The sequence below is a fragment of the Solimonas fluminis genome, from assembly GCF_002930645.1.
GTDB lineage: Bacteria > Pseudomonadota > Gammaproteobacteria > Nevskiales > Nevskiaceae > Solimonas_A > Solimonas_A fluminis.
In genome coordinates this window covers 722,875-742,044 of record NZ_PSNW01000001.1, presented here as the reverse complement: position 1 = coordinate 742,044, position 19,170 = coordinate 722,875, and the positions used below count along the sequence as shown (strand labels likewise).

The window sequence follows — 19,170 nt, the reverse complement described above, 5'->3', positions numbered from 1 at the left end:
AGGGGGAGCTTCTACTTGGGCGCTATTGTCTCCCCCTTCAACCCCGGGCACGAGGCGCCACCGCGGCCATTTCCGCAGAGGATTGTTTCGGGGGGGAATTTAGCGGGGCGCCGATACGGCCGTATCGGCGCTCATCGTTATTATATATATACAATAAAAATTATTGCATTCAATTAATCACAGTGTCAGCCGCCCCCCACGCCGCGGGCCTGCAGGGCGAAGACGGCGGCGCAGCCCAGGGACAGGAAGCCCAGGAGGCTAAAAAATGTCCACCAGCGCTGGCGCCGCAGCAACTGCTCGGCGCTGAGCGTGGACAGCAGGAAGGGGCGGCCGTCGCGGCTGCGGTCCAGCACGTGGATGTCGGGGTCCAGCGACTGCTCCAGCTGGCGTGCGCGCACCGCTTCCAGCGCGGCGCGGCGCACGGCCTCCCATTCCTGCGCGTCGATCTCGCCGTTGCGGTCGGCGTCGAAGCGGCCCAGCAGGGCGTCCCGGTCGCGCTTCCACTCGGCCAGCAGCTCGCGCAGCTCGGCGGCCTCGTCGAACTGCGGCGCGTGGCTTTGCGAGCGGAACTGCCCCAGCGCCAGCAGGTAGTCGCCGAACTGCAGAAGCTTTTCGCTGTAGCGGTAGTCGCCGCCGCCGAACCAGCGCCTGCCCAACGGGGGCCCCTCGGGGCGCTGCGTGCGGCCTCGCCATTGCCGTTCCAGGCTCGGGTACACGGTGGCGCCCGCCGGGTCCACGATGCAGTCGCCGGTCTCGTCGCTGAGCTGGAACAACTCGCCGCTGGTCTCCGCCTCCACCGTGACCCACTCGGTGCTGCGCTTGCCGTTGCGGTAGGTGGTTTCCTGCCGCTCGATGCGGTACCACCACCAGCAGCAGCGCGAGCCGCTCAGCGGCGAATGGATTTCAGGGCCCGGCAGCAGCCGGGCATGGCCCTGCAGCCGCACATAGCCCTGCGCCGCCGAGCGGATGCGCGACACCGGCGTGTCCTGGATCAGGCGCGACTGGCGCAGGTAGCGGAAGGCCAGCCCGAACAGGACCAGCGCGCCGGCGGCGGCGAACAGGGTCCAGAACCAGAACTGGCCGGCATCGGCCTGGCGGAGGTCGCCGGCGATCTGCTGCAGGAAGGCATTCATGAGAGGTAGAAGTATTCGACATGGCCCCAGGCGCCGGCCAGCGCGGCCAGGGCCAGCGGTGCCAGTACCAGGAACAGCAGCAGGCAGATGGCGGCGGCCCAGCGTTCGCCGCGGATCAGGCTGGCCTGGGGCTGGGTGGCCAGGATGAAGCGCCGGCCGTCGGCCGGCCGCGACAGGGTGTTGGCACCCGGCTCGCTGCCGCCCTCGGGGAAGCGCTGCGCCGCCATGCGCTCCACCTGCGGCAGCCAGGCTGCGGCGCGGTCAGGAACCCGGGTCCACGGGGCCCGGAAGGTGCGCAGGTCGCCCAGCAGGTAGAGATCGTCGCCGGCCTTGATGGTGCCCTCGACATGGCGGGTGGAGCTGTCGGGCTGCCAGGAGCGCCAGCGCACCGAGGCGGCGTCCGCGCCCTGGGGCAGCACCAGCGCCAGCCCGCTGCCGTCATCCACCAGGAAGGGTTCGGCGCTCTGCTCGTCGCGGGTCATGCGCCACTGCTTCTTGTCGCCGATGCCCTGCTCGCGGAACACCTGGCAGGCCCACCAGACGCAGCCCTCCCCGGACAGCGGCGCCCGCAGGTCCTTTTCCTGCGGCAGCGCGGCGGCGCGGCCGTGCAGCTCGACGTAGCCCTGGGCGGCGCCGCGCAGGCGCGAGGTGGGCAGGTCCTCGATCTGGCGCGCGGTGCGCAGGGCCAGCAGCATGCGCCACAGCGCCAGGACGGCCGGCGGCACGGTGCAGGCCAGCCAGACCAGCAGTTGCGGGATGGGCAGCTGCGCCGCCCAGCTGTCGATGCGCTCCGCCCAGGGTTCCAGATGCGGAGCGGGCGGCGGCTCGAAGCCCTGTTCGATCAGCAGGGCACTGTAGCTGGCATGGTCCGCCAGGATTTCCTGCTGCATGCGGCGCGAGTCCTCGCGCTGCTGGAAGTAGAGTTCCACGGCCTGGTAGCTGCAGAACAGGCCGAGCGCGGCCCAGAACAGCAGGCCGAGGCCGATGGAGTTCAGGGCGCGCACGAAGATGCCGGTCGCGTGGCGACGCTAGCTCCCCTCTCCCCTTGTGGGAGAGGGGAGGACCGGCTGCGGAGCAGTCGGCGGGGAGAGGGGTTGCGGGAAGGCATTGACCACAGGAAATCCCCGGTGCGGGGCCTGCCGGCGGGGTCAGGAGTTGAACAGGGCCTTCATGTCGACATCGCGCTTCTCCTCTTCGGAGAACTCCAGCAGCACGGCGGACTTGAAGCCGAGCAGGCGGGCGACGATGACGTCCGGGAACTGCTCGATGCGTACGTTGTTGACGTTGACCGTCTCGTTGTAGAACTCGCGGCGGTCGGAGATGGCGTTTTCCAGGCCGGTGATGCGGCCCAGCAGCTGCTGGATCGACTGGTTGGCCTTCAGTTCCGGGTAGGCCTCCACGGTGGCGACGATACCGCCCAGCCCGGCGCGCATCAGGCCCTCTGCCGCGCCCACGCCCTTGACATCGCCGGCCTCGCGCGCGGTCTGGGCGCCGGAGCGGGCCTTCATGACCTTTTCCAGGGTGTCGCGCTCGAACTGCATGTATTGCTTGCAGGTCTCGACCAGCTTGGGGAGTTCGTCGTGGCGCTGCTTGAGCAGCACGTCGATGTTGCTCCAGGCCTTGGTCACGCCATGCTTCAGGCTGACCAGGCCGTTGTAGATCACGATGCCGTACAGCAGTACCGCCGCCGCGACCGCCAGCCAGATGAAGCTGCTGATCATGATTCGTCCGCCCCCTTTGGAACCGGGCCCCTGCCTGCGGGGTCCCTATGTGGCCTAAAGGATGCGTGAAAATGCCCGGGCACGCTACCATGTCGCCCTTCGTTTTCAGCCCAAACCCGCCAACGAGAAGGTTTTTCCGTGCGCAAGCTGATCGTCCTGCTCTCCCTCGCGCTGCTGGCCGGCTGCACCGGCCCCGGCGTCCTCAATGCCTTCACGCCCTCCTCCGGCTACAACCAGGCCATGAACCTGCCGTATGACCCGGCGACCGGCCAGACACTGGACGTGTACACGCCGGAGGGCGCGCGCAACGCCCCGGTGGTGGTGTTCTTCTATGGCGGCCGCTGGAGCGAGGGCGACAAGCAGGAGTACCGCTTCGTCGGCCAGGCCCTGGCCTCGCGCGGCATCGTTGCCGTGGTCCCCAACTACCGGAAGTATCCGCAGGTCCGCTTCCCGTCCTTCGTCGAGGACGGTGCGCAGGCGGTGAAGTGGGCCCGCAGCAATGCCGCGGCCTATGGCGGCAACCCGGACCAGCTGTTCGTGATGGGACACTCCTCGGGCGCGCATATCGCCGCGATGCTGGCGCTCAACGAGTCCTACCTGAAGAAGGTCGGGGGCTCGCGCGGCTGGCTGCGCGGCATGATCGGCCTGGCCGGACCCTACAACTTCCTGCCGATCACCGACCCGGTGCTGCGCGACATCTTCGGCCCGCCGGAGCGCTTCGAGCAGTCGCAGCCGGTCTTCTTCGCCGACGGACTCAATCCGCCCTTGCTGCTGCTGCACGGCGAGAACGACGAGATCGTCTGGCCGGACAACACCCGCAGCCTGGCCAAGGCCGTCGCCAACGCCGGCGGCCCGGTGGAGACGGTGATCTATCCCAAGATGAGCCACACCTTCATCATCGGTGCTTTCGGCTCGGTGCTGCGCGGCTCCACCGACGTGGTCGACCACGTCGACGAATTCGTCAAGCGCATGGCGACCTACCAGCGCCCCTCCCCGCAGACGCCTTCCGACATCCAGGCCGTGCCGCTGGAGATCGAGTCCGTGCCGCTGTCCTCGCCATGATCCGGCCGTTCCAGGGCCTCTGGCCCAAGGTCGGCGAGCGTGTCTACATCGACCCCTCCGCCCAGGTCATCGGCGACGTAGTGCTGGGTGACGATGCCTCGGTCTGGCCGCTGGTGTCGATCCGCGGCGACGTCAACCGCATCCGCATCGGTGCCCGCAGCAACGTGCAGGACAACTCCGTGCTGCACGTCACCCACGACGGGCCCTATTCGCCCGGCGGCGCCGACCTGCAGATCGGCGACGACGTGACCATCGGCCACGGCGTGATCCTGCATGCCTGCCGCATCGGCAACCGCTGCCTGGTCGGCATGGGCGTGATCGTGATGGACAAGGTGGTGGTGGAGGACGATGTCCTGATCGCCGCCGGCAGCACCGTGCCGCCGGGCAAGACGCTGAAGAGCGGCTGGCTGTACCGCGGCGCCCCGGCGCAGGCGGCCCGCGAACTCACCGCGGAGGAGATCGCCTCGCTGAAGTACTCCGCCGACAACTACGTGAAGGTCAAGAACAAATACCTCGGCTAGGGCCACGGCCGCCGGGGACAGTGCTGCTTCAAGGAGATCAAGGATGTCCGAACCACTCTGGAGCCCGCGCCGCCTGCAGCGCGGCGCCACCACCCTGGGCGCCTTCGCCCACCACCTGCGTGACGCCGGCCTGTTCGACAGCGACGGCGAGAACTACCAGGCCCTGTGGCAGTGGTCGGTGGAGCATCCCGCGGTGTTCTGGGAAACGGTCTGGAAGTTCGCCGACGTGCGTGCCGGCAGCCCCTACACGCAGGTGCTGGATGACGCCACCCGCATGCCCGGCGCCCGCTGGTTCGAGGGCGCGCGCCTCAACTTTGCCGAGAACCTGCTGCGCTTCCACGACAGCACGGCGGCGCTGGTGGTGCTGGACGAGCGCGGCCGCCGCCGCGAAATCTCCTATGCGCAGCTGCAGGAGCAGGTGCGCGGCCTGGCCGCGGCGCTGAAGCGGGAGGGGGTGGTGCCGGGCGATCGCGTCGCCGCCTTCCTGCCGAACTGCGCGGAGGCGGTGATCGGCATGCTGGCCGCCACCAGCCTGGGCGCCACCTGGTCGTCCTGCTCGCCGGACTTCGGCTTCAACGGCGTGCTCGACCGCTTCGGCCAGATCGAGCCCAAGGTGCTGATCGCCTGCGACGGCTACAGCTACGGCGGCAAGGGCGTGGACACGATGGAGCGTGTCGCCCAGATCGAAGCGGCGCTGCCGAGCCTGCGCCGCGTCGTGGTGGTGCCTTACCTGAACGAGGCGCCACCGCTGTCGCCGCTGAAGCAGGGCGTGCTGTTCGGCGACTACCGGGCGGAGGGCGCGCTGGAGTTCGCGCAGCTGCCCTTCGACCACCCGCTGTACATCCTCTATTCCTCGGGCACCACCGGCAAGCCCAAGTGCATCGTCCACGGCGCCGGCGGCACGCTGCTGCAGCATCTCAAGGAGCACATGCTCCATGGCGACCTGCGTACCGGCGACCGCCTGTTCTTCTTCACCACCTGCGGCTGGATGATGTGGAACTGGCTGGTGTCGGGCCTGGCGGTGGGCGCCACGCTGGTGCTGTTCGACGGCTCGCCCTTCCATCCCGGCCCCGAGGCGCTGTTCTCCATGGCCGAGCGCGAACAGCTGACCCATTTCGGCACCAGCCCCAAGTACCTTTCCGCCCTGGAGAAGAGCGGCTGGGTGCCCAAGGACCATGTGAAGCTCGAAGCGCTGCGCGTGATCTTCTCCACCGGCTCGCCGCTGGCGCCGGAACAGTTCGACTACGTCTACGACTCGGTCAAGCGCGACCTGCAGCTGGCGTCGATCTCGGGCGGCACGGACATCGTGTCCTGCTTTGCGCTGGGCAATCCCTGGAGCCCGGTGTTCCGCGGCGAACTGCAGGGGCCGGGACTGGGCATGGCCCTGGAGGTCTACGACGAACTGGGCAAGCCGGTGCGCGGCCAGCCCGGCGAACTGGTCTGCACCAAGGCCTTCCCGTCGATGCCCGTGGCCTTCTGGAACGATCCGGACGGCAGCCGCTACCGCGCAGCCTATTTCGAGCGCTTCCCGGGCATCTGGTACCACGGCGACTACGCCGAGATGACCCCGCACGGCGGCCTGGTGATCACCGGCCGCTCGGACGCCACGCTGAACCCCGGCGGCGTGCGCATCGGCACCGCCGAGATCTACCGGGTGGTGGACGCCCAGCCGGAAGTGCTGGAGTCGGTGGTGGTGGGCCAGCGGGTGGACAACGACGACCGCGTGATCCTGTTCGTGCGCCTGCGCGAGGGGGTGGAGTGGAACGAAGCCCTGGGCGGCCGCATCGCCAGGGCCATCCGCGCCGGCCTGACCCCCCGTCACGTGCCGGCCAAGATCCTGGCCTGCCCGGAGGTGCCGCGCACGATCAGCGGTAAAATCACCGAAATCGCCGTCCGCGACCTGATCCACGGCCGGCCGGTCAAGAACACTGACGCGCTGGCCAACCCGCAGTCGCTGGACTACTTCAAGAATCTTTCACCTGAGGCACTTAGATGACCAAGAAACTCGTCCTCCTCCGCCACGGCCAGAGCCAGTGGAACCTCGACAACCGCTTCACCGGCTGGGTCGACGTGGACATCACCGAGCAGGGCGCGCGCGAAGCCAGGGCCGCCGGCGAGCTGATGAAGGCCGAGGGCTTCCATTTCGACGTAGCACACACCTCGGTCCTCAAGCGTGCCATCCGCACGCTGTACACCGCGCTGGACGCGATGGACCAGATGTGGATTCCGGTGAACAAGACCTGGCGCCTGAACGAGCGCCACTACGGCGCGCTGCAGGGCCTGGACAAGGCCGAGACCACCGCCAAGCATGGCGAGGAGCAGGTCAAGGTCTGGCGCCGTTCCTATGACATCCCGCCTCCGGCGATGGACATCAAGGATCCCGGCCACCCGGCCAACGATCCGCGTTACGCCAAGCTCGACGCCCAGGCGCTGCCGGGCACCGAGTCCCTGGCCACCACGCTGGATCGCGTGCTGCCCTACTGGCACGACGCCATCGCCCCGCAGCTCAAGGCCGGCCAGACCGTGCTGGTGACCGCGCACGGCAACTCGCTGCGCGCGCTCTACAAGTACCTCAACAACGTCTCGCCCAAGGAAATCCTGGAGCTGAACATCCCCACCGGCATTCCGCTGCTGTTCGAGCTGAACGACGACCTGACGGTGAAGTCGCACCGCTACCTCGGCGACCCCGAGGCGGCGAAGAAGGCCGCCGAGGCGGTGGCGAACCAGGCGAAGGCGAAGGGCTGAGATCAAGATCGCGACTTGCGTCGCTCCCACGGGGCTGCTTTTTTCCTTGTGGGAGCGGCTTCAGCCGCGATCTTTTCCCCCATGACCCACAACCCGCACTCGTCTGCACTGCGCCGAGGCGGGTTTCTCTTCCGCATCACGTTTATCACCTGCGCTTTGCCACGCAGGAACGCAAGCCGGTCTTTGATGATTTCTGGCGGGGGAGGGTGGTAGCCGCCTGTCTCCATGACCGTGAGGTCTCAGGAGATTCACGCACTCTTGCCTGGACCTGGATGCCGGATCATCTGCACTGGCTGGTCCAACTGGGTGAGCAGGCCGAGTTGGCGTCGCTCGTGCGTCGCTTCAAATCCGTCAGCGCTCTGCGTGTGAATCGCCGCTGCGGCGGGAACGGCCCGCTCTGGCAACCCGGCTACTACGACCACCTGATCCGGGACGACGATAATCTGCGCGATGCAGCGCGCTACATCGTCGCCAATCCGCTGCGGGCGGGCCTGGTCGGAAGAGTGGGCGACTATCCGCTTTGGGATGCGATCTGGCTCGAGGAAGATCGCGGCTGAAGCCGCTCCCACGTGAACATACGGCTGTGGGAGCAGCTTCAGCCGCGATGCTGGTCTACAGCGAGAAGCGCAGCCCCGCGTAGATCCCGCGTCCCGGTGCCGGCACCGCGTCCTTGATGAAGGACGTGGCGCGACGGATGTCCTCGTCGAGCAGGTTGCTGCCGCGCAGGTAAAGGGTGGTGCCGTGCTGCTCGTCGCCCTGCACGCGCCAGGACAGGCTGGCGTTGAGCAGGTCGTAGCCGGCGGTTTCCGTCTCCAGCGAGGCGATGCGGTCCTGGCGGTCCACGCGGATGTAGTCGAGGCTGGCGGCAAACTGCTGCCAGCGGCCGTCCAGGCCCAGGCCCCAGCGTTGCGGCGTGACGCGCGGCAGGTTGCCGCCGCCGTCGAGCTCGCCGCGCACCTGGTCGGTGAACAGCCGCAGGTCCAGGCGCAGCGGGCCCTGGTCCAGCAGCGCGTAGCCGGCGGAAGCCTCGTAGCCCCAGAACTTCGCGTCGGCCTGGCGATAGTCCACCAGCAGGAACTCGCCGGCGGGGTCGAGCACGCCTTCCTCGTCCACGCGGTCGGCCACGCCGTCGGCGTCCTGGTCGGACTCGGACAGGTAGAGGAATTCGGAGACGCGGTTGTAGTAGACGCTGGCCTGCAGGGTCCAGCGCTCGCGGTGGTAGTCGTAGCCCAGTTCCAGGTTCTGGGCTCTTTCCTTTCCGGCGTCGGCGTTGCCGCGCTCGTAGGTCGCGGTGGCGGCATGCGGACCGTCGGCATACAGCTCCTCCGGCGCGGGCGAGCGCTCGGAGCTGGTGGCATAGAGCTTCAGGTGCGCGTGCTCGCCGAGGTTGAACACCGAGCCCAGCGAGAAGCTCAGCGGCGTGAAGTCGCGCGACGGCAGGCCCTGCGGATCGTTGGTGTTGCGGTCCACGCGAGCGCCGATCTCCAGCTTGCCCAGGCGCCAGGGGCGCTCCTCGACGATGAACAGGCCGGCCTGCCGGCTCAGCACCGGCGGCACGTAGGCCTCCTCGCCGATGGCCTGGAAGTCGCGCCAGTTGATCTGCAGCCCGGCCACGCCGCGGAAGCCGGCGAGCGGCACGTGCACCGCTTCCAGGCGGCCCTGGTACTGGCGATTGTCGAAGCGCGTGCCGGCCACGCCGGGTTCCTCGAACTCGGTGTGCTCGTACTCGGAGCTGCCGAGCCGCAGCTTCAGTGACTCCAGGCCCGGCAGCGGATTGCGGAAGATGCCCTGGGCGTCGATGCGGGTCTGGTGCATGTCGATGAAGGCGCTCTCCTCCACCGGCAGGCCGTACTGCGATTCGAAGCGGCTCACCGCCAGGCCCAGCGTGCGGCTGTCCTCGATCCAGGAGTACGAGGCGCCGCCGGAGCGCGCCTCGACGTCGCTGTTCGGCAGGCGGCGGCGCGGGCCGCTGCCGTCGACGTTGGCCGGGCCGGCCAGGTCGTAGTCGCCGGCCTCGCGCCAGCCGAAGTCCGCGCGCAACTGGTGCTTGCCGCTGCCGTAGCCGGCCTCGCCGCTGAAGGCACCGGTGTCGCCGTTGCTGCCCCAGGAGGTGTCGAACCCGCCGTGCAGGCCTTCGGTCACTTCCTCGGGCAGGCGGGCGTCGCGCACGTTGACCACGCCGCCCGAGGCGCCGTTGCCGTAGAGCAGCGTCGCCGGACCCTTGAGCACCTCGACCTGCTGGGCATGGGCGGGGTCGATGGTCACCGCGTGGTCGGGGCTCAGCTCGGATACGTCCATGGTGGACAGTCCGTTCTGCAGGACTTCCACGCGCGGGCCGGCCTGGCCGCGGATCACCGGGCGCCCGGCGCCGGCGCCGAAGTCGGTGGTGGCGATGCCGGGTTCGTTCTCCAGCGTCTCGCCGAGGGTGCCGCGGCGCTTGCGCTGCAGTTCCTCGTCGGCGAGCACGGTGACCGGCTGCACCAGCTCGTCGGCGGTACGGCCCAGGGCACTGGCCTGGACCACGACCGGTGCGAGTTCGACCGCCGACGGCGGTTCCTCGGCGGCGGCCAGCAGGGGGAAGGAGGCAGCGGCTGCGGCCAGGGCGCGCAGGGTGAAGGAAAGCTGGAGGCGGGGCGCGGCGGGCAGGGCCTGCGCGCCGCGGACGGCGGATGCGTTCATGAAGCGGATTCCCGAAAAGAAGATCAGAAGGCGCGCGAAGGCGCGCCGGTACTCAGGCGGAAGGGATCAGGCCTGGGCTTCGGGAGGACCGCGGATGGGATGGAGGCGGCGCTGCGCCGCGACGACGGCGACCGGGGTGGCGGCGGCAGGCGATTCCTGCGTGTACTGCGCGAACGCCTGCGCAGCCGCGGCGGCCGGGGCCCCCGAGGCCAGGTTGTGCGCATGCACGCACAGCTGGCAGTCGACATCGGCGCCGAGGGCCGGGTGCTGCAGTTCGTGCGCGAACGCCAGCCACTGGCCCAGCAGCAGGGCCAGTGCGAGCAGCAGGGAATGGTGGGTCCGGACGCGCACGGGCCGGACCTTACGCGCAGGCGCGGTCCCAAGTCCAGTGCCGTGGTTCAGTCGCGGCGGCGTCCGCGGGGGCGCAGGGCCTGGTCGACCAGGCCATGGCGCTGCAGGAAGGCCAGCGCATCGGCGCTGTCGCGCTCGAACCAGGCGGCGGCGCTGCCGAGCACGAAGTTGTAGCCCCAGGCATCCATGTCGGCGAACAGGCGCGCGCGCGAGTAGCCCGGCAGTTCATCGGCCAGCAGGGCCTGCAGGTAGCAGACGCCCATCTCCTCGGTGTCGCAGCCCTTGGCGTCGGTATGCAGCGTGGCGCGGCGCGCGGAGTCCACGCAGATCCAGTGGCAGGCCTCGTGCAGGGCTGAGTGCACCGGCGTGTCGGCGCGCAGGTAGAGCGTGTCGCCCACCAGCCCGGCTTCGGTCTCGCCCCAGTAGCTGCCGGGGATAGGGGCGTCCGGCGGCAGCCAGCGCAGCTGCAGGCCATAGGGGCTCAGCAGCGCTTCCAGCGCCCCGCCGGCCAGCTCGCTCGAGCGCATGACATCTGAATTCATGGTGCATTTTAGGGCTTATGCTGGCCCTCAGCGACGAGCAAGAGGCCGCACGACAGAGGCGGCCGAGCGGGGAGAGCAGATGACCGTCCTTTGCCCGGTCGCTAGTCGGGGCTAGGCCGCTCCCGGTCTCAGGCCGGTGGAGGAAGACTGCAGCACCGGGACCGCCATCAGTTCGCAGGCCTGGGCGCAGTCCCGGCAGGCCACCGCGCAGGCCTGGCAATGCTCGTGCCGGTGCTGGGCGCATTCCTCCGCGCAGGCGTCGCAGGCGGCGGCGCAGGCGGCGCAGATGCCGGCGGCCAGTTCGCTGTCGCGCATCATCATCGCGCTGGCCAGCCGGCAAAGGGCGGCGCAGTCGATGTCGAGCCGGATACAGCGGGCCATGGGCGTGACATCCGCCTCGCGCAGGCAGGCCGCGGCGCAGTGATCGCAGGCGGCCGCGCAGGCATCACAGGCATCGATGCAAGCCGAGAATCGTTCGTTGGGCATGGTGAATCTCCATCCGTGGAGGGGAACTGCTGGCGCCCTGGCGGCGTCCATGCTGTGATCTTGGAACCTGCGCGGCCGCCGGAGTTCGGGCGCCGAGGCCTACAGGGCGAAATGCCCGGAGCGACGGATCGGACATGGAAGCTGCAAGCTTGCTGGTCGGCGACATCGGAGGCACCAACGTCCGCTTCGCGCTGGCCTCCGCGGGCGTGGAAAGGCCGCGGCTGGAGTCCGTGATGCAATTGCGCTGCGCCGAGTTTCCGGGCCTGGCGGAAGCGGCCCTGCATTTTCTCGAGCGCAGCGAGGCGCGGCGGCCGCAACAGGCCTTGCTGGCCGTGGCGGCGCCGGTGACGGGAGACCGGGTCCGCATCACCAACAATCCCTGGACCTTCTCCGTCGGCACCACGGCCGATGCGCTGGGCCTGTCGCTGCGCGTGGTCAACGACTTTGCCGCGGTGAGCCGCGCCCTGCCGCTGCTGCGCGGCGAGGAACTGGCGCCGATCGGTCCCTTGCCGTCCTCACGGTCCTCGCCGCGGCAGGTCTATGCCGTGCTCGGTCCCGGTACCGGCCTGGGCGTCAGCGGGCTGATTGCGGAGGGTGGCGGGATGACCGTCATCGAGTCCGAGGGCGGACACATGGACTTCGCGCCCATCGACGCCACCGAGGCCGAGGTACTGCGCCTGGTGGCGGAGCGCCATGGCCGGGTCTCCGCGGAGCGCCTGGTGTCCGGCATGGGCATCGTCAATGTCTACCACGCGCTCTGCGAGATCGCCGGGCGCCCGTCGCAGGCGGACAGCGCGGAGCAGGTGGCAGTGCTCGCGGAGCGCGATCCGGAAGGGTTGGCCGCGCAGGCGCTGGACCGCGTCTGCGCGATGCTCGGCAGCTTTGCCGGCGACATCGCGCTGGCCTTCGGTGCCTGGCAGGGCGTCTTCCTGCACGGCGGCGTTGCGCAGAAACTGCTGCCGCGGCTGCAGCGCGGTGCCTTCCGCCAGCGTTTCGAGACCAAGGGCCGCCATGCGCCGCTGATGCGTGCGGTGCCGACGCAGCTGATCCTGCACCCGCAGGCGGGCCTGCTGGGAGCGGCGGCGATGGGGCTGCAGGCCGCATCCTCCCGCTAGGGCCTGTTGACGCTATGGCCGTCGCTGCAATGCCCATAGCGTCAACGGGTCCTAGAACGTATAGGCGACGTAGGCCGTCAGGCTGTCGCGGTCGCGCAGGGTCTCGTTGCTGCCGCTGGAGCCCCGGTAGAACAGTCCCCCGGACCAGTCCTTGAGGAAGTAGAACTCGGAGCCGATCTGGAAGAATGTGCGGCCTTCCGCAAAGCCCTGGTAGCCCGACTTCGGCAGCGGCGAGATGCCCTGCACGTCATGCCCCCAGATCAGCCAGGGCTTCATGTTGAGCTGGCCGAGGACATCGTTGTACTCCATCATCACGCTGATGCGGTATCCCCAGGCGAAATCGTCCGCGAAGCCCTCGGTCTGCTGGGTCGGCGTCAGGCGCAGGCCGGGCACGCCGCCCGAGCCGGTGCCGTCGGCGCCGGGGCTGGCATGCGTGTTCTTGTGCAGGATGAAGCCCTCGAACTGGAGCTGTTCCCTGTCCGGCATGTCCAGGACATGGGTGATGCCGGATTCCAGCAGCACCAGGATCTGGTCGGTGCCCAGCGGGAAGGGCAGGTCCGAGGGCGACAGCGCCTTGATCGCGGAGAGGTTGAACTGGCCGACCTTCATGCGCTCGTAGCCACGGATGACCTGCCCGGCCTGGATCGAGCGCTCGGGGATGCTGTTGTCGTAGCCGCGGTAGACGCTGAGGAAGTCCGGGATGAAGGTCCGGGCGCCGGGGATGGTGGCGAGCTGCGGCAGCCCCACCACGATGTCCTGGCGCGGGAACAAAGGCTGCGCGGCCGTCATGATCACGTCGGTCAGGGCCACCTGCAGCGGCAGGTTCGGGCGGTAGGCGTACTCGCCCGACAGGGACCAGCTGCCGACCGTGGTGTTGAAGCTGATGCCGTACATCTGGATGTCCTCGGGGTAGTCCAGGAAGCCCTTCGGCGTGTCGAAGGGCAGGGCATCGTTGCCGTTGCTGAGGTCGATGTCGACCGGGGGAATGCCGCTGAGGTCGACCCCCAGGTAGTGGTAGAGCAGATCGGCCAGGTCGAGCGAGCCGCTGAGCAGCAGCGGACAATCGAGCACGGCGCCGACGATGGTGGTGGAGTCGCGGATGCAGGACTCGTCGCCGGCGATCATGCTCAGGTAAGGGACGCGGCTGTGGTAGTTGGCGGCGTAGAAGCTGAACTGCGTGCCGCCCAGGAGTTCGTCCACCCGCCAGTTCAGCCGCAGGCCGAACTGGCCGCCGTCCTCGGGATCGTTGCTGCCGATCATGCGCGCCGTGGCGGAACTGTCGGTCAGCAGCGTGGCCAGGCCCGAGATGTGATGCTCGCCGTCGGGGTCCTCCGGGGTCTGTCCCTGCGTCAGGATGAAGTGGTCGCGGCCGTTGGCGCTCTCGAACAGCGACATGAAGCCGCCCGCGGCGGCGGCCTTGGCGGGCCTCCAGCCGAACTGGTAGAACAACTCGGCGTCGACGGTGTCGGTCAGGTCGGCCGAGAGGATCGCCAGCGGCACGGCCTGGAAGGCGTCGGGCAATTGCGCGCCGGGCATCCAGAAGATGTTCTCGTCCGGCGGATTGATCTCGGCCAGGCTGTTGAGCGCGACCAGGTTGCTCTCGCCCCAGCGCAGCACCTGCTGGCCGACCGAGACGTTGACGGTGTGGTTCTCGAGCTCGAAGCTCCGCGCCACGTAGAGCTGCAGCAGGTCGATGTCGGTGCCGAGGTCGCGCTCCACCCGCTGCGAGCGTTTGGTATGCCGAGGCTGGTGCGTGGTGTCCGGGTGGTAGTCGTCGGCATCGACGTTCACGGCGTCGAAGAAGGCCACGCCCGAGAGCTTCAGCAGCGTCTCGCCCCAGGTCAGGACCGTGTCTGCCTTGAGCCGGGCGACCGCCGAGGTCATGTCGTACTGGTCGTAGTTGAGGTTGCCGTCGTCGAAGGCATGGCCGATGTAGGCGCCCTGCGCGTCCACCAGCCGCTGGTTGGGCTCGGAGTCCCCGCCCAGGTCGATGCAGTCGTCCCGCGAGCAGAGGCCCTGCTGGCCGGGCACGTTGAGCTTGCCGACCAGGCGGTTGTCGCGCTCTTCCATGCGCCACATGGCGCCGATGCTGGCGCGGCCGTTCAGCGAGATGTCGATGTCGCGCCATTCATAGTCGAGCGCCACCGCCTGTCCGCAGCTCAGCAGGCCCGCGATCAGTCCCGCGCTGCGGGCACGACCGCCCGTTGCAGCAGTGTGGTTCATTGCCGTCTCCTCCTGTTTTCGTGGTGCAGGCCGCCTCGGTGGGCGGCTCTTGTTGTCTGCGCGCCGCTAGCTCATGCCGATGCGCCGGTGGAAGTCCTGCACGACCTGCTCGATGGCCGGCTCCAGCGCGATGCCGCTGCTGTTCAGGAAGCCGGCCACCATCTGGTAGTGGCCGATCAGGATCGTGATCTCGATCAGCAGCGGCTCGCGGTAGTGCCCCGCCAGCGTCGCCCAGGTGGCGGCGGAGATGACCTGCTCGCGGGCCATGTCGTCGCAGGCCTGCAGCAGGGCGCGCTCGCGCTCGTCCAGCGCCTGCGACGGTCCGCGCGAGATGCGCAGGATGTCATCGTCGGACAGGCCCGCGCCCAGGCCGATCTCCAGGTGCTGGCCCCATTCGTAGCGGCAGCGGCAGTTCCAGCCGGTGCGCAGGATGACCTTCTCGCGCTCCTGGGCCTTGAGCCGGCCGCCGGGCATCAGGCGCGAGGCGAAGAACAGCCAGGGCCAGAACAGGCGGCGATTGATGTGGAATACCGGGAACAGGTCCGGCAGCTGCTTGCGGCCGAACATGCGGGCGCCGCCGGAGACCGCGCGGAACAGCAGCCCGCGCTGCGGCGGCGGCGGCGGCCGCAGGCGCGGCTCGGCGAGCTGGATCCAGCCGCCTTCGGGTTGGAGTTCGCGGATGCTCAAGCGGAATCTCCCTGCTGCTGCTTGCGATACTGGCCGGGCGTCTGGCCCCCGCTGGCCTGCTTGAACCAGCGCAGGAAGGCCTGGTGCGAGTTGAAGCCGAGGAAGTCGGCGATCACGGTGACCGAATCGCTGCTCTGGCTCAGGCGCTGCTGCGCCAACCCCAGTCTCACCTCGTCGAGCAGCTCGCGGTAACCGCTGCCGGCCTCGATCAGCTTGCGGTGCAGGCTGCGCCCGCTCATGCCGAGCTGCTCGGCGACGCGGTCGCGCATCGGCACGCCCTCGATGATCATCGCCTGGATCAGGTGGCGCACTTCGTCGGTCAGCGCGCGCGGCTGCTCGCGTTCCGCCAGCAGGGCCTGGGCGTGGCGCTCCAGCAGGTCCTTCAGCAGGGCGTCGCCATGGGGCAGGCGCATCTGCAGGACCTGGTCGGGGAAGTTCAGGCTGGACTCGGGGCGGTCGAAGTAGACCGGGCAGCCGAAATGCTGGAAGTACTCGCGCGCCGCCTCCGGGGCTTCGGCGCGGGAATGGCTGAAGTACACCGACTGCAGCATCTGCCGGCCGAGCAGCACGCCGGTGATCGCGGCGAAGGTGCCCAGCACGTATTCGGTAGCCTGGCGCCGCAGCGCGGGCCCGCCGACCAGGCATTCCCAGCAGACCTGCAGTTCGCCGGGCATGCGCCGTACCGAGGAGCGCCCGATGTTGCTGAGCAGCCCGCGGTAGCGGATCACCATGTCCAGGGCGTCGGAAAAGGTGGTGCAGGCCTCCAGGATCAGGCCCAGCGGACCGAAGGCCGCCGGCTTGATGTCCTGGGCCGCATGCAGGCCCAGCAGGGGGTCCGGGTAGCGCTCGGAAATGGCCGAAAGCACCGACTCGATGACCGACAAAGGTACACGGCCCTCGCCATCGACCAGTTTCTCCCGCGACAGCCCGGCTTCGCCCAGCAGGTCGTCGAAGCGCAGGCCGGCGGCCTCGCCGCGACCGATCATGTGCTGCAGATGGCGCGCGGAAATCCAGCCCGACAGGGGTTTGGCGGCGGTCGTCGACATGGTTGCGGCGGTGAAGTCCGGATGCAGGTGGCCTGGTGGCAAATCCTGCCATGCCCCCTGCGGAGGGGTGATCGTGGCCGATTTTGATCCATCCCATGACCGCTTTCGAGCCTGTCCGGCGGCAGGGGGGCTGCCTACCATGGATTCACGCGACGCCACCCCGGCGGGAAGACCCCATGAAAAGCTTCAAGAACAAGAAAACCTTCGTCACCGGCGCCGCCAGCGGTATCGGCCGTGCTACCGCCATCGCCCTCGGGCGCGAAGGGGCGGAACTGTTCCTCACCGACATCAATGCCGCCTCGCTGGAAGCGGTGGCCGGCGAAATCCGCAAGGGAGGCGGCACGGTGACCATGAGCCGCGCGCTCGATGTCTCCGACTACGAGGCGGTGCGCGACTACGCCCGCGACATCCATGCCGCGCATGGCAGCATGGACCTGGTGCTGAACATCGCCGGCATCGCGATCTGGGGCGCGGTGGAGAACATGGAGCACCGCCAGTGGCGTCAGGTGATCGACGTCAACCTGATGGGGCCGGTCCATGTCATCGAGTCCTTCCTGCCGCAGATGGTCCATGCCGGCCGTGGCGGGCACCTGGTCAACGTATCGTCCGCCGCCGGCCTCTTCGGCCTGCCCTGGCACGCAGCCTATAGCGGCAGCAAGTTCGGCCTGCGCGGCGTGTCCGAGGTGCTGCGCTTCGACCTGCGCCGCCACAACATCGACGTCAGCCTGGTCTGTCCGGGCGGCGTCGATACCGGTCTGGTGCAGACCGTGCAGATCGCCGGCGTGGATACCAGCGCGCCGTTCATGACCAAGCTGCGCGCGATGTTCCAGGCCCATGCCATCTCCCCGGAGAAAGCCGCCAAGGCGATCCTGTCCGGCATCCGCGCGCGCCGCTACCTGGTATTCACCTCCATGGACATCCGCCTGGGCTACTTCTTCCAGGGCAAGTTTCCGATCACCTACGACATCGTCATGCGTCTCATGAACCATGTGATGCACAAGGTGATGCAGCGGCAGGAGCGCGTGCGCGCCGATGCCGCCGCACGCGGAGGCGCGCGGTGAAGCACACGGCCCTGCTGCTGTCGGCGTTGCTGCTCGCCGCTTGCGGCGGCAGCTCGGACCCGGTGGGGCAGGGGGCGGAAGGCCCGGAGCCCGGCGGGGATGCGCCCAAGGTCACGGAGATCGTCGATTTCGAGACCAGCGACGGCGCGGACCTGCACGTCATGCTCACCGGCTACGGCGACCTGCGCGCGCGGCCGGTGATCGTCCAGTTCAGCCCCTACGGCGACCTGGGGCGCGACCTGCCGGACTTCGGCCCCGCCTACAACTATGCCTACGTCAACGTGCGCGGCACCGGCCAGAGCAGCGGCACCTGGTCCGCCATCGGCCTGCGCGATCAGCAGGACATCGCCGAATTCCTGTCCTGGGCCTGCAAGCAGCCCTGGAGCAGCGGCCGCCTGGGCCTCTACGGCTTCTCCGCCAGCGCCATCGCCGTCTACAACTCCCTGCACCAGAAGCTGGAGTGCGTGGAGGCCGCGGCGCTGATGGCCGGCACCGCCGATCTCTACCGCGACCTGCTGTATCCCGGCGGCATGTTCAACCTGGTGCCGGGCGCGGTCGTCAGCTTCGGCGTCGGCCTGCCGCTGATCGCCGGCGGCTTCATCGACTTCTTCCAGACCGGCCAGTTGCCGCTGGAAGCGATCTTCTCCGGCGTCGGCTTCCTCGGCACGATCCTGCAGGTGATCCTGAACGTCGACGAGAACGAGTTCTGGCAGGAGCGCACGCAGCGCTACGACACCAACCCCAATCGTTTCCCGGTGCTGGCCGACACCGGCTTCTACGACGTAGAATCCCGCGGGCCCTTCGAGAGCTACCAGCTGCTGCGCGACCAGGGCGTGCCGGTGCACCTGCGCGTGTTCGGTGCGCATGACGGCTACCCCAAGGGCACGCCGGGCCCCATGCCGGAGTACCAGCGCTGGTTCGACCGCTACCTGCTGGGCAGGAAGAACGGCATCGACCGCGAGCCGCGCGTGCAGCTGCTGATCGGCCACGGCAGCTACGAGGCGCAGATCGAGGGCGCCGTCACCAAGCTGGACGCCGCCGACTGGCCGGTGCCGGGCACGCGCTGGCAGAGCTTCTTCCTGGATCCGGAGCGCGGCCACGGAACCTTCTCGCTGAACGACGGCGGGCTGTCGCCGGTGAGTCCGGAGAGCCGGTCCACCCTGCCTTACCTGGCCCTCACCTCGCTGCCCACCGCCACCGATCCCAACACCACCGGCACGGTCGCGGCGGGCGGCGCGCTGACCCTGTTCAAGGTCTTCCCGATCCTCACGGAGCTGGCGCTGATGGAGCCCCTGTCCCTGAGCTGGACCACGCCGGCGTTCACCGAGGACGTGGACGTGGTGGGCCCCGCCGCGTTGACGGTGTTCGTCTCCGCCGCGCTGCCGGAAGCGGACCTGCATGCCGTGGTCGCCGACGTCTGGCCCGACGGCAGCGCCCACGCCGTAGGCCTGGGCCGCCTGCGCACCGGCTACCCGCATATCGTCGAGGAACGCAGCATTCGCGACAGCCGTGGCGAGATCGTGCAGCCCTACGCCGACTTCAGCGCCAAGGACCGGGCCTTGCCGGGGCAGACGCGCGAGTACCACGTGGAATTCTGGCCCATCGGCAACCGCTTCGCCGCCGGTCACCGGCTGCGCCTCTACCTGGTGGGCGCGGCGACCTACAGCATCCCCACGCCGAACCTGAACTTCGTCTCCATCGGCGGCGACACGCCTTCGCGCCTGCAGCTGCCGGTGCTGCCGGGCAGCGATGCCTGCCGGGCGGTGGGGGCGGGTTGCTGAGCGTTTAAGATGGCGCT

Annotated in this window: 18 protein-coding genes; 8 read left to right on the top strand and 10 right to left on the bottom strand. The window is 68.9% G+C overall.

Annotation, left to right across the window (positions count from 1 at the left end; genetic code table 11):
• Positions 1–185: 185 nt before the first annotated feature.
• From C3942_RS03435 to C3942_RS03425, 3 genes are all read right to left on the bottom strand, one after another.
• Positions 186–1,133 carry a GIDE domain-containing protein gene (locus C3942_RS03435; RefSeq protein ID WP_104228913.1) on the bottom strand — a complete coding sequence of 316 codons (948 nt, stop codon included), beginning with the start codon at positions 1,131–1,133 and terminating at the stop codon, positions 186–188.
• Positions 1,130–2,137 (bottom strand): hypothetical protein, encoded by a 1,008-nt coding sequence (locus tag C3942_RS03430; protein ID WP_104228912.1) that lies wholly within the window; start codon positions 2,135–2,137, stop codon positions 1,130–1,132. The genes C3942_RS03435 and C3942_RS03430 overlap by 4 nt, the downstream gene beginning before the upstream one ends.
• Before the next feature lie 144 nt (positions 2,138–2,281).
• Positions 2,282–2,857, bottom strand: a complete 576-nt coding sequence (locus C3942_RS03425; RefSeq protein ID WP_165797306.1) for a LemA family protein — start codon at positions 2,855–2,857, stop codon at positions 2,282–2,284.
• Positions 2,858–2,992: 135 nt separating this feature from the next.
• Between C3942_RS03425 and C3942_RS03420 the strand changes: the two genes are divergently transcribed.
• From C3942_RS03420 to C3942_RS03400, 5 genes are read left to right on the top strand one after another with little or no spacing between them, the layout of a single operon-like run.
• On the top strand, positions 2,993–3,916 hold the full coding sequence (locus tag C3942_RS03420) for an alpha/beta hydrolase (protein WP_104228910.1): 924 nt from the start codon (positions 2,993–2,995) through the stop codon (positions 3,914–3,916).
• Positions 3,913–4,437 (top strand): gamma carbonic anhydrase family protein, encoded by a 525-nt coding sequence (locus C3942_RS03415; protein ID WP_104228909.1) that lies wholly within the window; start codon positions 3,913–3,915, stop codon positions 4,435–4,437. Before C3942_RS03420 ends, C3942_RS03415 begins: the two co-directional genes overlap by 4 nt.
• Before the next feature lie 43 nt (positions 4,438–4,480).
• Complete coding sequence (locus C3942_RS03410; protein WP_104228908.1) at positions 4,481–6,433, top strand: acetoacetate--CoA ligase; 1,953 nt, start codon at positions 4,481–4,483, stop codon at positions 6,431–6,433.
• Positions 6,430–7,182, top strand: a complete 753-nt coding sequence (gene gpmA / locus C3942_RS03405; RefSeq protein ID WP_104228907.1) for a 2,3-diphosphoglycerate-dependent phosphoglycerate mutase — start codon at positions 6,430–6,432, stop codon at positions 7,180–7,182. The genes C3942_RS03410 and gpmA overlap by 4 nt, the downstream gene beginning before the upstream one ends.
• The gene (locus tag C3942_RS03400) at positions 7,179–7,739 is read left to right on the top strand and encodes an REP-associated tyrosine transposase (protein ID WP_207765966.1); all 561 of its coding nucleotides are present in this window, start codon (positions 7,179–7,181) and stop codon (positions 7,737–7,739) included. Before gpmA ends, C3942_RS03400 begins: the two co-directional genes overlap by 4 nt.
• 55 nt (positions 7,740–7,794) lie before the next feature.
• Here C3942_RS03400 and C3942_RS03395 read toward each other — a convergent pair whose 3' ends face one another.
• From C3942_RS03395 to C3942_RS03380, 4 genes are all read right to left on the bottom strand, one after another.
• Positions 7,795–9,861: a TonB-dependent receptor gene (locus tag C3942_RS03395; RefSeq protein ID WP_104228905.1), complete on the bottom strand. Its 2,067-nt coding sequence runs from the start codon at positions 9,859–9,861 to the stop codon at positions 7,795–7,797.
• Between the two features lie 66 nt (positions 9,862–9,927).
• Positions 9,928–10,212, bottom strand: coding sequence for a hypothetical protein (locus C3942_RS03390; protein WP_104228904.1), 285 nt, complete (start codon positions 10,210–10,212; stop codon positions 9,928–9,930).
• Between the two features lie 47 nt (positions 10,213–10,259).
• Positions 10,260–10,754: a hypothetical protein gene (locus tag C3942_RS03385; RefSeq protein ID WP_207765952.1), complete on the bottom strand. Its 495-nt coding sequence runs from the start codon at positions 10,752–10,754 to the stop codon at positions 10,260–10,262.
• 111 nt (positions 10,755–10,865) lie between these two features.
• Entirely contained in the window at positions 10,866–11,240 is a 375-nt protein-coding gene (locus C3942_RS03380; protein ID WP_104228902.1) for a four-helix bundle copper-binding protein, read from the bottom strand.
• Between the two features lie 134 nt (positions 11,241–11,374).
• On the opposite strand from C3942_RS03380, the gene glk reads away from it, so the two are divergent.
• Complete coding sequence (gene glk / locus C3942_RS03375) at positions 11,375–12,355, top strand: glucokinase (RefSeq protein WP_104228901.1); 981 nt, start codon at positions 11,375–11,377, stop codon at positions 12,353–12,355.
• A 51-nt stretch (positions 12,356–12,406) separates the two neighbouring features.
• Here glk and C3942_RS03370 read toward each other — a convergent pair whose 3' ends face one another.
• The 3 genes from C3942_RS03370 to C3942_RS03360 all read right to left on the bottom strand — a co-directional run bounded on the left by C3942_RS03370 (position 12,407) and on the right by C3942_RS03360 (position 16,311).
• Positions 12,407–14,578, bottom strand: coding sequence for a DUF1302 domain-containing protein (locus C3942_RS03370; RefSeq protein WP_104228900.1), 2,172 nt, complete (start codon positions 14,576–14,578; stop codon positions 12,407–12,409).
• A gap of 66 nt (positions 14,579–14,644) precedes the next feature.
• A complete protein-coding gene (locus C3942_RS03365; protein ID WP_104228899.1) occupies positions 14,645–15,265 on the bottom strand; it encodes a carboxymuconolactone decarboxylase family protein in 621 nt (206 codons plus the stop codon).
• Positions 15,262–16,311, bottom strand: a complete 1,050-nt coding sequence (locus tag C3942_RS03360) for an AraC family transcriptional regulator (RefSeq protein ID WP_165797298.1) — start codon at positions 16,309–16,311, stop codon at positions 15,262–15,264. The genes C3942_RS03365 and C3942_RS03360 overlap by 4 nt, the downstream gene beginning before the upstream one ends.
• Before the next feature lie 176 nt (positions 16,312–16,487).
• Between C3942_RS03360 and C3942_RS03355 the strand changes: the two genes are divergently transcribed.
• Together C3942_RS03355 and C3942_RS03350 are read left to right on the top strand one after the other, a co-directional pair.
• A complete protein-coding gene (locus C3942_RS03355) occupies positions 16,488–17,372 on the top strand; it encodes an SDR family oxidoreductase (protein ID WP_104228897.1) in 885 nt (294 codons plus the stop codon).
• The gene (locus C3942_RS03350) at positions 17,369–19,153 is read left to right on the top strand and encodes a CocE/NonD family hydrolase (RefSeq protein ID WP_104228896.1); all 1,785 of its coding nucleotides are present in this window, start codon (positions 17,369–17,371) and stop codon (positions 19,151–19,153) included. The genes C3942_RS03355 and C3942_RS03350 overlap by 4 nt, the downstream gene beginning before the upstream one ends.
• The last annotated feature ends 17 nt before the right edge of the window (positions 19,154–19,170 follow it).